The organism is Desulfosarcina sp., assembly GCF_041551955.1.
In the GTDB taxonomy this organism is placed as follows: Bacteria; Desulfobacterota; Desulfobacteria; order Desulfobacterales; family Desulfosarcinaceae; genus Desulfosarcina.
In genome coordinates, this window is the sequence record NZ_JBFELV010000102.1 from 1 (window position 1) to 13,357 (window position 13,357).

Here is a 13,357-nt window from a genome sequence, read left to right on the forward strand (position 1 = left end):
AAAAAAGGCGGCCGCGACCGCGTCAGGGGGACGGGGCCAAGCGACCATACCGCCAGCGCGGCGGCCGCCCAAAGCGTACTTCATCCGGTAAACCGCGACGGACATCTTCTGCATAACCCCGCGCGACGGCATGATCAACCCAATGACCGATCTCATCGATTCCGCTGAACGGCCCCGCAGGTGGCCCATCCATGGCAGACGATCAGTCTCATAATACCTATTTTGCCCAGATTGCCGACGGCCTGGAAGCGGCCGGGGCTGCCGAACTGGCCGAATTGGGTGCGGTCGACGCCCGCCCGGTTCGCCGCGGCATCCACTTCAAGGCCGATCGTTCATCACTCTACCGCATCAATTACTGCGCCCGGTTGAGCAGTCGTGTCCTTTCACCCATACTGTCGTTTGCCTGCCCGGACGCTGCAGCCATCTACCGGGCGGCCCGACGCATCGACTGGGCACGTTTTTTTCGTTTGGATCAAACCTTTGCCGTTTTTGCCAGCACTGCCGGCAGTACCGTGCCCCATTCGCAGTTTGCCGGGTTGAAACTCAAGGACGCGGTCGCCGACCAGTTCCGGGATGCATTCGGGAAACGACCCAACGTCGATCCGCGAACGCCCGACCTGTGGATCAACCTTTATGTGGAGAAGGATCGGGGAACCATCAGCGTCGATACCTCCGGCGGCAGCTTGCACCGTCGGGGATACCGGACCCGCAGTGTCGACGCCCCCATGCAGGAGACGATAGCAGCCGCCATGGTACGCCTCTCCGGATGGGATGGCCGGAGGCCTTTGGCGGATCCCATGTGCGGCGCCGGTACCCTGATTATTGAAGCGGCCATGTCCTTTTGCCGCATCCCTGCCGGTTTTCTTCGCCATCGTTTTGGTTTTCAACAGCTTCCCGATTTCGATCCCCAGGTATGGAAAATGGTCAAGGACCAGGCGGACAGCCGGATTCGTAAGCTGGAGGACCGCCTCATTTACGCCAGCGACATCGATACTCAGGCGGTGTCGGCGACCCGGGCCAACTGTAAGATGGTTCCCCATGCACGCTCGGTCAGCGTATTGAGAATGGATTTCAGGCAAATCCAAGGGTTGGAGAACCGGATCATCCTGTGCAACCCGCCATACGGCATCCGCATGAAGCGTCAGGACGGCCTGGACGACTTTTACCGGCAGCTGGGCGATTTTTTAAAGCAACGCTGCAAAGGCTCTCAAGCCTATATCTATTTCGGCAACCGGGAGATGATCAAGCGCATCGGGTTGAAACCCGCCTGGAAAAAACCGTTGAGAAACGGCGGACTGGATGGACGATTGGTCAAGTATGAAATGTACTAAAGATGAGTATCCAATTCCTTCAATGCCTGTTTTCGATGTCAGGAAATGGTAAGGATGGATGACCAATAAATAACAATAGCCAAAAACCAAATGACAAGCAAATCACAATAGCCAAATTCTAAATTCCAAACCTTATTATTTTGATGAACCGAGATTCCACTCATTAATAGTTGAGAAATCAAAATGACAGTCGCCGTTGGTCAATGCCATTTTGAGATTTGGATATCAATGTCATTAACTTAATCCTTCGGTGGTCTAAAAACGGCCCTGTCGGGGTCGGAATCGCTATCGGAATCAACTCCATGGCCGTATTGGTCGATTTCGATAGCGATGGATTCTCCCAATTTGAAATTTTCTTCAGTTAGCGACATTGATTTGGATATTGAAATTTGGGATTTGTTTGAGATTTGTATGTTGTAATTTGTTTTTTCCAGCTCTTCCCAAATAGGTATTATCGGCATAAAAATGGCCCTGATTACCCTTCGTGATATTTGCATCAGCTTCGGCGCGGAACCGTTGCTGGACCGGGTGAGCCTGACGGTGGCGTCCGGTGAGCGCATCTGCCTGCTGGGAAGAAACGGTGGGGGCAAAACCACCCTCATGAACATTATCGGCGGCAGCCTGCCGCCGGATCGTGGAGAGGTGATGCGGTCCCAGGGTGTCACGGTGAGCAGCCTGGCCCAAGGCGTCGCCCCCGACCTTCACGGAACGGTGTTCGATGTCATCTGCCGGGGAATAGGCCCGAAGGGAAAACGTCTGGCGGCCTATCGCCGCTTGTGTGATCTGAACGATGCAGCCGGCAGCGCGGCCGATGATGTAGCGAAAAAGATGATGGCCCTGCAGCAGACCATTGACAGCGAAGACGGCTGGCAAGTCCGGCAGCAGGTGGCGCACATCATTTCTCAGATGAATCTGGCGGCAGATGCTGAGGTGAGCACTTTGTCTGCCGGCATGAAGCGGCAGGTGCTGTTGGCTGCCGCGCTGGTGGGGCGACCCGACATTTTGCTGCTGGACGAACCCACCAACCACTTGGACATGACGGCCATCGAATGGCTGGAGTCGTTTCTGCTCAAGTGGCGCGGCACCCTGATGTTGATCACCCACGATCGCATGATGATCCGCCGCCTGGCCACCCGCATCGTGGAGATCGACCGGGGACGCCTGCACGCCTGGGAGTGCGACTACGACACCTACGAAAAGCGCAGCCAGGAACGGTTAGATGCCGAAGAGAAGGGCAATCTGCGGTTCGATAAAAAGCTGTCCGCCGAGGAAGCCTGGATTCGTCAGGGCATCAAGGCCCGTCGCACGCGCAACGAAGGACGGGTGCGCGCACTGGAAACGCTTCGCGAGATCCGCCGCAGCCGTCGGGACCCCACCGGCAGGGCGCGCATGGCCCTGGATGAAGCCGAACGAAGCGGTAAAACGGTCGTCGAGACAACGGACCTGACCTTTGCCTATGGGGACCGGATCATCGTCAAAGGATTGTCATGCACCATCATGCGGGGCGATCGAATCGGCATCCTGGGACCCAATGGCGCCGGCAAATCGACCCTGATCCGCCTGCTGTTGGGCGAGTTGTCGCCCCAGCAGGGACAAATCAAACGCGGCACGAATCTGGAAGTGATTTACTTCGATCAACTGCGCGGACAATTGGACGAGAACCAAACCGTCCAGGAAAATGTTTCCCCGGCGGGTGACATGATGGATGTCGGCGGAAAAAGCCGCCATGTCATCGGCTACCTGAAGGACTTTCTTTTCTCTCCACAACGCTCCCGCACGCCCGTGTGGGTGCTTTCCGGCGGCGAGAAAAACCGCCTGCTGCTGGCCAAACTCTTCGCCCGACCCGCCAATGTCCTGGTGCTGGACGAGCCCACCAACGATTTGGATGTGGAAACCCTGGAACTGTTAGAGGAACTACTCCTGGGCTACAGCGGAACGGTGCTGCTGGTGAGCCACGACCGCACATTCGTCAACAACGTCGTCACCAGCACGATGGTCTTCGAAGGGCCCGGCCAAATCGAAGGGTACGCCGGAGGGTACGACGACTGGTTGAAACAGCGTCGGGAACCAGCCGCATCCAATCCCGAAAAACGGTCGCCGGACCGGGCCAAGAAGACCGTTCCCTCGCCGGGGGCCAACCGGAAGAAGCTCGGTTACATGGAAAACCGTGAGCTGGAGTCCCTGCCTGGCCGGATCGAAACCCTGGAAGCCCGGCAACAGGAATTGTTTCAGATCATGGCCGACGCCGATTTTTACCGTCAGAACGTTGAACGCATCACCGCCGTGAAGCAGGAACTGGAAACGTTGGAGCATGAACTAGAGAGTGCTTTCAATCGCTGGGAAGATCTGGAGTCGCAGGTTCAGCCATAGTGCTTATGAAAAATGGTTGTATCCGCCGGAAAGCGTGCGTCGCTTCCCGTCGGGGAGTGTGAGAACGCGGTTTGACGTCCCTTCGGTGACCCGTCCGACTGCCGTAACCGAAATCCCTTTTTCTTCCAGCAGTCGTTTGTTCTCCGGTGTAATGGAAAAGAGCAGTTCGAAATCCTCTCCACCCGACAATGCAAACGCAATCGGGTCGTTTCCCGTCAGCCGGGCCGCCTTGCGCACGGCCGGATGGATAGGGATGTCCGCGGCGATGATTTCGGCCCCGGTGCCGCTTTGATCGCAGATATGGTTCACCTCGGCGGCCAGGCCGTCGCTGATGTCGATCATCGCCCGGGCAACGGGGGCAATCGCCGGTGAGACATCCAGCCGGCAACCGGGGGACAGGTGCTTTTCCCTCAAATAATCGGGGGGATCCAATCCGGCCGCCAGCATGGCCAGGCCGGCGGCGGAGCCGCCTAAAGGCCCGGTGACGCAAAGCAGTTCTCCGGGTCGGGCATGGCTTCTCAGGCGCAGGTTCTCCGGAGACACCCGGCCCAGCAGGGTGATGCTGACGGCGGTCACCTCACCGAGGGTGGTATCTCCCCCGGCAAGCACCACGCCGTATCGTCGGCAGGCCTCGGCCATACCCTGATAGAGCGTTTCAACCCAGGCCACCTCGGTGTCCGCTGTCAGGACCAGGGAGACAAACATGAACGTGGGGGTGCCGCCCATGGCCGCGATGTCGCTGACATTGCAGGCGACCGACTTGATTCCGACTTGTGCCGGTGTGGCCCAATCGCGTCTGAAGTGGCACGCCTCCACCAGCATGTCCGTGGTGACGAGCAGATAGTCTCCGTCCGGGAAGGATCCGCCGATCACGGCGGCGTCGTCGCCAATGCCGGTCACCAGGTCGGGGTGGGTGGTTGAGGATTGGCTGGCCAGTCTGCCGATCAGGGCAAACTCGCCGCCGATGTCATGAATTTTCATCTTGCGCGGTTCCCAAGAGATCTCTGACCTTTTTCGACAGGTCGGCGAGGCGGAAGGGCTTTTGAATGAACCCGTTGCAGTCCTGCATCAGTTTCCGGGCAAGGTCTCCGTTCTGACTGAATCCGCTGGAGAGCAGCACACGCACGGATGGATCGGTCTCTTTCAATCGGCGGATCGTCGCGTCAACAGCAGCGCCGGGCATGACCAGGTCCACAATCACCAGGCTGACGTTTCCGTCCTGTTCCTCGAAACGGGCGATTGCCTCATCACCGTGGCCGGCGGTGATGACCGAGTATCCCAGAAGCATCAGCATCTCTCGACCCACATCGAGAAATTCCGCTTCGTCGTCCACGATCAATATGGTTTCAGACCCTTTTTCCGCAATGGGGTCATGGACAGCGGTCGTATCGTCGATGCCCTCGGACGCTGGCAGCAGCACGTCGAATTGGGACCCCTTGCCCGGTTCACTGAAAACGTCGATGTACCCGTTGTGGTTCTTGACGATCCCGTAGGTGGAGGCCAGTCCAAGCCCGGTACCCTGACCCGGCGCCTTGGTGGTAAAAAAAGGCTCGAAGATCTGCTTTTGGGTCTCCTGATCCATGCCGTGGCCCGTGTCTCGCACCGAGAGCAAGGCATAGGGGCCGGGGAGGACCTCATACTCCCGTTTTCCCTTGTCGTTGAGGGCGGTGGCTTGGGTTTCGATGACAAGATGACCGCCTGCGGGCATGGCATGCGCGGCATTGATCATCAGGTTCAGCAGCACCTGTTCGATTTGGGTGCGGTCACCGCTGACCGTGGGCGTGTCCGGACGGAGGCGGGTTTGAATGGTGATCTGTCCATGAGCGTGGCCAAACATCTCAAGGGTATCTTCAACCAGGCCATTCAGGTTGATCTCGGATAATTCCGTTTGCCCCCCCCGGGCGTAGCCAAGCAGCTGGCCGGAAAGCTTGGCGCCCCGTTGTACAATCTGGCTGATGATGGACAGTCGCTTCTGGTGCGAGCTCTGGGGAGAAATTTGGTGGCGTATGATTTCCACGTTGCCTTGAATGCCGGCAAGCATGTTGTTGAAGTCATGGGCGATGCCGCCGGCCAGGTTACCCACGGCTTCCATTTTCTGGGACTGGATCAGCTGGCGCTCCGTTTTTTTGCGGTGGGTGATGTCCCTCACGGTGACCACCCGGCACGGTCGGCCGGCCAGGTGCCCGGGCCGGGAGCGCAATTCTACTGGAAACATCCGCCCGGTGGCCGAGCGGGCAGTGATTTCGTAAATCCGGTCATCGTTTAAAGCCATGATCTGTTGAACCCGACGCCTGTCTTCGGTTGAAACAAATTGACGGAGGATGTCGACACCGATCAACTGGTCATGCGGACACTCGACCAGATCGGCAAAAGCGTCATTGGCCTCGATTAACCTGCCGTTGTCGTGGAACAGGATCCCCTCGGTCGAGGCTTTGGAGAACAGCCGGTAGCGGTCTCGGCTTTCCGCCAGCGCCTGCTGGGTTTTCTTTCGTTCCTCCACCTCTTTTCTCAGTTGCGCATTGGCTTCCTGGAGGCGGGTGTTTTGTTTCCGGACCGTAGCGGTCAACTGAAGCCTGGCCTCCTCCAATACCGTTTCGAAGGCTTTTCGATCGGAAATGTCGTTGCCGACGCACAACAGTTCGATGACCTTGCCGGTTTCGTCCCGAAAGGCCCGGTTGGACCAGACCACCCAGATGCGCTCGCCGTTTTTGCGACGATTTTCGTTGATCTGGTGAGAATAGTCGTCGGGTCGCTGAAGCAGCGCGTCGATCATCGCCTGCAGATCGTTGCCGGTCGCGTCTCTTTCCGGGATGATCGTTCCCACGGCCGGTCTACCTAAAACCTCCGGTTCCCGGTAGCCGAAAAAATTCAAGCCGAAGGGGTTGAGGGAGATTATCCGCCCGTGGCCATCCAGGCGTAAAACGATGCAATTGGCGTCGGCCAGAGAAATTGAACCGGCGTCCGGTGCACGGGGCGGTGATGCTTTAGGCGATATCATGGTTAACGATGGCTTTTACTAAAAGTCCGGCATCTTTGGCGTCAGTCCAACCCTAACCTGTTTTCGGACGCCTCCACAAGAACTTTTAAGATGAGCAACGATATCAGCGAAGTCAACCCATCCCTGAAAGCAGTTTTCTACTTGCGGAACCGGCCGGTTCAACGATAAGGTGTCCAGACTCGCCGGCGTCGACAGATTCATACACCCCACCAATGCCGGTCCATAGGAGTATTGACTGACCATGATTATCGAATATAACCGGATCGTACCCACTATCGGGAAAAATGTGTTTATCGCACCCACCGCCGTCGTGATCGGCGATGTCACCATTGGTGACCATGCCAGCATCTGGTTCAATACGGTGTTGCGGGGAGACATGGCGCCGATCAAAATCGGCGCCCACTCGAACATTCAGGACAACTGCACGGTTCACACCGATTTCGGCAAACCGGCCATCATCGGGCACCATGTTACCGTGGGGCACAACGCCGTGGTCCACGGATGCACCATCGACGCCGGCAGCCTGGTGGGTATCGGCGCCATCGTGCTCAATGATGCCCATGTGATGGAACAGACCGTGATCGCCGCCGGTGCCGTGGTCCGGGAGGGTTCCCGGGTGGGTCCCCGACAACTGGTCGCCGGCACACCGGCCGTCGTGAAAAAGGAATTGGCCGACCTGCCCATGGACCGATTTGAACGGTCGGTCGAGCAGTACTTGAAGCTTGCCGGTAGCTACTTGGGTCAGAACATCTGACGGAAGGATGGCATGGCCAAGGCCACGAAAAACGAGCGGCAATTTAGCGAACTGGCGGAACTGCTGCCCGAAACGGTCTATGAAATGGACACGAGCGGTAACTTTCGCTACGTCAACGCAAAGGGGCTGGAGCAGTTCGGCTACAGTCGGGCTGATTTCGATGCCGGGGCCAATGCCTTGGACATGATCATTCCTTCGGATCGTGAACGGGCCTTTGCGAACCTGTCCCGGGCCCTGGCGGGGGAGCGCGTCTATCACTCCGAATACACGTGCCTGCGCAAGGATGGGTCCACGTTCCCCGGTCTTTTTTACTCAGCCGTGACATACCGGGACGGTCAGGCGGCGGGGATTTTGGGCATTATCGTCGACAACTCCCACCAGAAAGTGCTCGAGACGACGCTTCGTGATCGGGAAGCGCGCTATCGAATCGCCACCGAGGCAGGGCAGACCGGTGTCTGGGACCACGATCTTCGAACCGGAAAAATGGTGATCGATACCAACCTGGTCAACCTGCTGGGATTCGATGAGGGGGAAATTACCCACTGGGATGCCTTGACGGCGCTGTTCCACCCCGATGATGTGACTCGAATCATGGAAGACTCCAGGGCCTACGTCAAAGGTCAAATACCCCGCTTCGAAATCCAGGGTCGGGTGCTGGACAAGCATGATCAAGTGCGATGGATTCTGATCAGGGGAAAGGCCACGCGTGATGCCACCGGATGGGTGCGGCGCATGATCGGCAGCGCCACCGACATCACCCGACTCCGCCGGGTGGAAATGGCGTTGGAAAAGGCCAACGATGACCTGGAGACCCGCGTGAATGCACGCACCCGCGAACTCAGCGATGCCAACAGGGCCCTAAGGGCGGTTGTCCGGGAGAAGGTTAAGGCCACCCGATTACTGAAACAACACCAAGCCGAACTGGAGCTGAAAACGGCGAAACTGGAAGACCTGAACACGGCCTTGAGATTCCTGCTGAAGAAACTGGAACGGGAGAAGACCGCGGTGGAGGAGAAGATGATGGCCGATCTCAGAGACCTGGCGCATCCCTACCTGAAGAAACTGGTCAACAAATCCCGGGGACGTGAGATCCGGGCCCTGGCCACGATCTTGGACAATCACCTCAATGCCATCGTTTCACCCTTTTGTCGCTACTTGACGTCTCCCGCCATTAACCTGACGCCCGCTGAACTGAACATCGCCCACATGGTCAAGTCAGGCAGCAGCACCCGGCAGATTGCCGAAGCCCTCAACGTGTCCTACAAGACCGTGGAGACCCACCGGGTCAACATCCGCAAGAAACTGGGGTTGACCCGCAAGGGCGCCAACCTGCGCACCTGCCTCATGGCCATGGAAAAACCGCTTTTGCGGATCGGGGGGTTGTGACGACCGCCGTGGTGCCGGGAATTACCCCGATGATCATAGGAAAGATCGACCAAACATGCCTTGACAGCCGCGAAAAATCTTTTTAAAATTCTAAATCAGTTAGTTGACCAAGACGCCTGCCTGCTGATTTAACCACTCCGTACGCGCTCGCCAACGCCCCCGCTGATTCTTGCATCCCGTGCCCTGCCGTTCCACCGCCGTCGACGATGGATCACGCTAAGGAAGTCGGCAATGAAGACAATCATTAAAATGTGCCTATCCGGCTCCCGGAAGGCCGCCATGGCTTTCCGGGAGCGCTCGACCGGCAAGAAAACTGTCCCCGGGCCCCTTTGGCTGGCTGGCCGTGCCTATGCGCGCGACGTGCCCGAAAGCGGGGCGACGGGGACATCCTGATGCAACGCTTCAATGCAAAGGAGGAACGCCATGAAATTTTCCGATATTTTCGTCCCCCGCTGGCAGAATTCCAATCCCGAGGTGCGCAAACGGGCGGTAGAACGGCTCAAGGACCTCAAACTGCTGGCGCAGATCGCCGAGAACGACGACGATCCAGGCGTCAGCCAGGCAGCCATGACCCGTTTGGAGAGCCTTCAGGTGAAGGAATCCGTGGCATGATGCAAAGATTCACCAAAGATCAGGTCCGGGTGAAGAGGAGACACCCGGACCTCAACGGCTGTTGAAAAAAGGTAACGCCCGGCTCAATCGATGGAAACCATCTGGTGCGTATCATACGCTGGAGAGTTTTTCCGCCAGGCCGGTGATTGCCTCCAGGTAGCGATCGAGTCCGCGCATGAAGATGTCGTTGTGGTTGGCGCCTGGCACCTTGATCAGCATCTTGTCCGCGGCGCCGCTGGCCTCGAACAGCGCCTGGCCATCGCTAAAGGGTATGATGTGATCAAACTCGGCGTGAATGATCACGGTCGGCTTGGTGAAGGTTTTGATTTTGTCCACGTTGGCAAACCCGCTGGCCTCATCGAATCCGATTCGCTCCGGGTCCACGCCCAACAACCGCAGCAGCGGCCCTGCCCATGCAAATCCGCTTTCGATGATCAGTCCATCTATCCGGTCACCGCTGGCGTCGGCCAACTCCAGGGCGGACGCGCTTCCCAGGGATCTACCCATAACGATCAGCGGACCGGCGAACCGGTTGTCCATTTTCCATTTTTCGGCGAAATCCAGTATTCGATGGCAGTCGGCCATCATGGCCGACACGGTCGGACTGCCGCCGGAACAGCCGTAGCCCCGGTAATCCACGGCCATGAAGTTGATGCCCAGCCGATTAAACAGCGGACCGATATCGTCGTAGTCGGAAACGATTTCGCCATTGCCATGAAAAAAAAGAAGGGTCGGGCCTTTGGCATGGGCCATGTGAAACCGGGCACCGACGTGAACGTCGCCTTCCACCGGGATCAGGATCTCCTGGAATTTTCCCCCGCTGGACGCAGGTCCGGTTGTTTGGCGCGGATGGAATAGAAACGTCAGTACTTCGGGTCTGTCCAAGGCTGCATAATCAGTCGGGCGTTTTCGGGGCATGGGTGACCTCCTTGCCGGTGAAGGCATAAACCGGGTTGCAATTCGGGTAAATATGGTCGATACGATGCGGCTGCGTCAAGGGACGTTTACAACTGACAATGAAAAGGGTAAATAACTGTCCATGAAGATCCTTGGCATCTCTGACATCGTGGTTCCCGAATTGTCCGAACGCTTTGACTCCCGTTCATTCGACGATGTTGAACTGGTGCTGAGCTGCGGTGATTTGCCGCCGGAATATCTTACCTCCATCCGTGAACAGCTGGACGCACCGCTTTATTACGTCCGGGGCAACCACGACATCCGCTACAAAAGCTCTCCGCCTGTGGGTTGCGTGAACATTCACCAGCGGCGGATCACCTTCAAGGGCCTTCGTATGATGGGGCTGGAGGGGTCTCGCTGGTACAACGGGGGGCCGATTCAGTACAGGGACTACCAGATGCGCCAGATGATCTGGCGCATGATGCCGGGGCTGTGGTTCTCAGGCGGGGTGGACCTGGTGATTACCCATGCGCCGCCCAGGCATATTCACGATGCGGAGGACCGCTGCCACCGGGGCTTCGACAGTTTTTTAAAGCTTATCAGCCGATTCAAACCCCGATATTTTATCCATGGCCACATTCACGCCCGCTTCACCGACCCGTCCCAGCGGGTGACCCTGGTGGGCGATACGCGTGTGATCAACACCTTTGCCTTCCACGTCCTGGAGGTGGATCATGAGTAGTCTTGCCGGTCTGATCAAAAAACTGTGGCGCGGCAACCGCATCAGCGAAGCCAAGTGCTTCCGGGAAAACCAGGTGTGCGAAGGCGCATTCGATCACATCGACCGCGGCATCTGCAGCGTGCCGCTGGAGCAGATCGTCGGCAGCGTGGGGCGGTACCATGACTTCGATCGCCAGTTCAAGATCAAGGATCACGTGCCACCGGACCGCCTCATCAGCGTCAAGCAGGCCCTGCGGGAAGGTAAATCCCTGCCGCCGGTCAAGCTCTACAAAATCAAGGATGAGTACTACGTCCTGGACGGCAACCACCGCATCGCCGCGGCCAAGGAGTTCGGCCGTTCGGACATCATGGCCAAGATCGTTGAATTCATTCCTTCCAGCAATACCCTGGAGAACATCATTTACCGGGAAAAGAGCGAGTTCATGGAGCAGACCGGATTGACCCATCCCATGGACATTTCCGAAGTGGGCCAATTCCCCTACCTGCTCGAGCAGGTGGAGACCCATCGGGCTTATCTCGCCGGGGGTGAAAAACCCGGCGCGACAATCAAGGAGGCTGCCGAAGACTGGTACCAGACGATTTACCAGCCGATGACCGGCATCATCCAAAAAGGGAACCTGCTGGATTCCTTTCCCGGACGCACCCTGGACGACCTATATGCATACATCTCATTTCACCAGTGGGAGAAGGGGCGTACGCGCCATTACGGTATCGGCATCGACAAGCTCATTCCCAGAGACATGGAGGCATTCAGAGAGGAAATGGCCACGATGAACAAAGAGGATTACCCGGAAATGCTGCGCAGTATCACGGCGTTTATCACCATGAATGTGGAAGCGAAGCGGGAACTGAAGATCGTGGACAAGCTCTTCGCTCTGCCGGAAGTCAGGGAGGTTCACTCCATCCACGGTAGTATCGACATTTTGGTCAAGATAACCCTGACCCGGGACCTGCTCTCTTCAGACGCCGAGGTGATCGGCCAGTTCGTCCATTCGAAGGTGCGCCAGATCGACGGTATCCTCTCCACCCAGACATTGATTCCCGGAGAGTCAAGAGTGAAACCTCAGCAATAAGCGAGCTGCTATCGACCACGTATCGATATCCCTCACCGAGGCCCGATGCGATCCGCCGGCAAACCGGATCCTCGCCGGGGCCGATGCCCGGGTTGAAGGAAGGCAACCGGTGTGTATCCCCGTGACCATGGATTGAAGGGGGATAAACTGAAGAACAACCATTCTTGACAAGCTTTCACGCCACGAGGACGAAAATGGAAAACTTCCCAGGAACGAAAGCGTATCACCTGCATGTGTGGTGCTTTGGCTTGTTGGTGCTGGTTGGTTTTTTCGTTGTGCCTGCCATGGCCTTGGACCGATATGTGGACCATGCTGACGGCACGGTTACCGACAATCGAACCGGCCTGATGTGGGCGGCAACGGACAATGGAAGCCCGATCAACTGGCCGAGCGCCCTCTATTATTGCCAGAAGTACGACAGCGGGGGACATACCGACTGGCGGATGCCGACTATCGCTGAACTTAAAAGCCTGTATGATCCTGAAGAAGTAAATAAAAACGGTTACCCAATTACGCGCCTGATCACTACGTCCGCTCAGAGTTGCTGGGCTGCAGAGACGCGTGGCAACCAGGCGGCACGATTTAACTTCACCCATGGGGAGGTCTACTGGCTGCGCCAGTTCTATTCCGGCCCGACACGCGTCCTGCCGGTGCGCGATGCGAAGTAAACATACCGTCTTCGCATCGGCGCCCCGGACCAAAGACGCGCTGTTTGCTCGAACGGGTTGATTTATTTCCATCCGCCCCATTCCCGGCAGAAACTGAGATGAGGCGGTTAACCCCCCCCGCCGATCGGTGAATAGGCCCGTTTGCCGGCCAGAAAACCAGCCACGCACGGCTCACGACTTTTCACCTTCCCTGACGATTCGAATCCGGTGGGTCTCCTGCAGCGTCTGCCAGACCCGTTTCATGATTTCCCGGCCGGTTTCCTGATCATCGCCGGCGGTTTTACTGATATACACATCGAAGGCATACTGCAGGTAGGGCAGGCTTTTCTCGTCCATCTGGGCGATGAGGGATTTTTCTTTCAAGGACATGCCGGACAGGATGTCCGCCACGATCCGCTGCATCTCCAAAGCCGATTTTTTTCTGTGTTTCATGGCTGACGCGTTCGAGAACCCTGATACGGGTTGCGGGACGTCCATGGATCGGGGTCGCCCTCCGACGGTTGATGGTACTGTGCGTTCTCGTAATC

The 13,357-nt window shown here is 57.5% G+C and carries 13 protein-coding genes; 9 read left to right on the top strand and 4 right to left on the bottom strand.

Annotated elements, in window-relative coordinates:
• Positions 1 to 191 precede the first annotated feature (191 nt).
• Positions 192 to 1,331, top strand: coding sequence for a class I SAM-dependent RNA methyltransferase (locus ABYV26_RS09975; RefSeq protein WP_372680572.1), 1,140 nt, complete (start codon positions 192 to 194; stop codon positions 1,329 to 1,331).
• Positions 1,332 to 1,796: 465 nt separating this feature from the next.
• Positions 1,797 to 3,701 carry an ATP-binding cassette domain-containing protein gene (locus ABYV26_RS09980; RefSeq protein WP_372680574.1) on the top strand — a complete coding sequence of 635 codons (1,905 nt, stop codon included), beginning with the start codon at positions 1,797 to 1,799 and terminating at the stop codon, positions 3,699 to 3,701.
• A gap of 3 nt (positions 3,702 to 3,704) precedes the next feature.
• Here the strand turns inward: ABYV26_RS09980 and thiL are convergent, their stop codons facing one another.
• On the bottom strand, positions 3,705 to 4,682 hold the full coding sequence (thiL, locus tag ABYV26_RS09985) for a thiamine-phosphate kinase (protein ID WP_372680576.1): 978 nt from the start codon (positions 4,680 to 4,682) through the stop codon (positions 3,705 to 3,707).
• Positions 4,669 to 6,699, bottom strand: coding sequence for a PAS domain S-box protein (locus tag ABYV26_RS09990; protein WP_372680578.1), 2,031 nt, complete (start codon positions 6,697 to 6,699; stop codon positions 4,669 to 4,671). Before ABYV26_RS09990 ends, thiL begins: the two co-directional genes overlap by 14 nt.
• Before the next feature lie 241 nt (positions 6,700 to 6,940).
• Between ABYV26_RS09990 and ABYV26_RS09995 the strand changes: the two genes are divergently transcribed.
• The 4 genes from ABYV26_RS09995 (at position 6,941) to ABYV26_RS10010 (ending at position 9,451) form a co-directional block, all read left to right on the top strand.
• A complete protein-coding gene (locus tag ABYV26_RS09995) occupies positions 6,941 to 7,453 on the top strand; it encodes a gamma carbonic anhydrase family protein (RefSeq protein ID WP_372680580.1) in 513 nt (170 codons plus the stop codon).
• A gap of 12 nt (positions 7,454 to 7,465) precedes the next feature.
• Positions 7,466 to 8,839 (top strand): PAS domain-containing protein, encoded by a 1,374-nt coding sequence (locus ABYV26_RS10000; RefSeq protein WP_372680582.1) that lies wholly within the window; start codon positions 7,466 to 7,468, stop codon positions 8,837 to 8,839.
• A 231-nt stretch (positions 8,840 to 9,070) separates the two neighbouring features.
• The gene (locus ABYV26_RS10005) at positions 9,071 to 9,232 is read left to right on the top strand and encodes a hypothetical protein (protein ID WP_372680583.1); all 162 of its coding nucleotides are present in this window, start codon (positions 9,071 to 9,073) and stop codon (positions 9,230 to 9,232) included.
• 30 nt (positions 9,233 to 9,262) lie between these two features.
• Positions 9,263 to 9,451: a hypothetical protein gene (locus ABYV26_RS10010; protein ID WP_372680585.1), complete on the top strand. Its 189-nt coding sequence runs from the start codon at positions 9,263 to 9,265 to the stop codon at positions 9,449 to 9,451.
• 111 nt (positions 9,452 to 9,562) lie between these two features.
• On the opposite strand, the gene ABYV26_RS10015 is transcribed toward ABYV26_RS10010, so the two are convergent.
• The gene (locus ABYV26_RS10015) at positions 9,563 to 10,369 is read right to left on the bottom strand and encodes an alpha/beta hydrolase (protein ID WP_372680587.1); all 807 of its coding nucleotides are present in this window, start codon (positions 10,367 to 10,369) and stop codon (positions 9,563 to 9,565) included.
• A 121-nt stretch (positions 10,370 to 10,490) separates the two neighbouring features.
• Here ABYV26_RS10015 and ABYV26_RS10020 point away from each other — a divergent pair, with 121 nt between their 5' ends.
• From ABYV26_RS10020 to ABYV26_RS10030, 3 genes are all read left to right on the top strand, one after another.
• A complete protein-coding gene (locus tag ABYV26_RS10020) occupies positions 10,491 to 11,090 on the top strand; it encodes a metallophosphoesterase (RefSeq protein ID WP_372680589.1) in 600 nt (199 codons plus the stop codon).
• The gene (locus ABYV26_RS10025; RefSeq protein WP_372680591.1) at positions 11,083 to 12,162 is read left to right on the top strand and encodes an Lrp/AsnC ligand binding domain-containing protein; all 1,080 of its coding nucleotides are present in this window, start codon (positions 11,083 to 11,085) and stop codon (positions 12,160 to 12,162) included. Before ABYV26_RS10020 ends, ABYV26_RS10025 begins: the two co-directional genes overlap by 8 nt.
• Before the next feature lie 194 nt (positions 12,163 to 12,356).
• The gene (locus tag ABYV26_RS10030) at positions 12,357 to 12,830 is read left to right on the top strand and encodes a DUF1566 domain-containing protein (protein WP_372680593.1); all 474 of its coding nucleotides are present in this window, start codon (positions 12,357 to 12,359) and stop codon (positions 12,828 to 12,830) included.
• A 171-nt stretch (positions 12,831 to 13,001) separates the two neighbouring features.
• Here ABYV26_RS10030 and ABYV26_RS10035 read toward each other — a convergent pair whose 3' ends face one another.
• On the bottom strand, positions 13,002 to 13,262 hold the full coding sequence (locus ABYV26_RS10035; RefSeq protein ID WP_372680595.1) for a hypothetical protein: 261 nt from the start codon (positions 13,260 to 13,262) through the stop codon (positions 13,002 to 13,004).
• Positions 13,263 to 13,357: the final 95 nt, after the last annotated feature.

Coding starts and splice junctions, on each gene's coding strand:
- ABYV26_RS09980 (WP_372680574.1), top strand. CDS start 1,797: ATGGCCCTGATTACCCTTCGTGATATTTGCATCAGCTTCGGCGCGGAA.
- ABYV26_RS10005 (WP_372680583.1), top strand. CDS start 9,071: ATGAAGACAATCATTAAAATGTGCCTATCCGGCTCCCGGAAGGCCGCC.
- ABYV26_RS09990 (WP_372680578.1), bottom strand. CDS start 6,699: ATGATATCGCCTAAAGCATCACCGCCCCGTGCACCGGACGCCGGTTCA.
- ABYV26_RS10010 (WP_372680585.1), top strand. CDS start 9,263: ATGAAATTTTCCGATATTTTCGTCCCCCGCTGGCAGAATTCCAATCCC.
- ABYV26_RS10000 (WP_372680582.1), top strand. CDS start 7,466: ATGGCCAAGGCCACGAAAAACGAGCGGCAATTTAGCGAACTGGCGGAA.
- ABYV26_RS09975 (WP_372680572.1), top strand. CDS start 192: ATGGCAGACGATCAGTCTCATAATACCTATTTTGCCCAGATTGCCGAC.
- thiL (WP_372680576.1), bottom strand. CDS start 4,682: ATGAAAATTCATGACATCGGCGGCGAGTTTGCCCTGATCGGCAGACTG.
- ABYV26_RS10015 (WP_372680587.1), bottom strand. CDS start 10,369: ATGCCCCGAAAACGCCCGACTGATTATGCAGCCTTGGACAGACCCGAA.
- ABYV26_RS09995 (WP_372680580.1), top strand. CDS start 6,941: ATGATTATCGAATATAACCGGATCGTACCCACTATCGGGAAAAATGTG.
- ABYV26_RS10035 (WP_372680595.1), bottom strand. CDS start 13,262: ATGAAACACAGAAAAAAATCGGCTTTGGAGATGCAGCGGATCGTGGCG.
- ABYV26_RS10020 (WP_372680589.1), top strand. CDS start 10,491: ATGAAGATCCTTGGCATCTCTGACATCGTGGTTCCCGAATTGTCCGAA.
- ABYV26_RS10025 (WP_372680591.1), top strand. CDS start 11,083: ATGAGTAGTCTTGCCGGTCTGATCAAAAAACTGTGGCGCGGCAACCGC.
- ABYV26_RS10030 (WP_372680593.1), top strand. CDS start 12,357: ATGGAAAACTTCCCAGGAACGAAAGCGTATCACCTGCATGTGTGGTGC.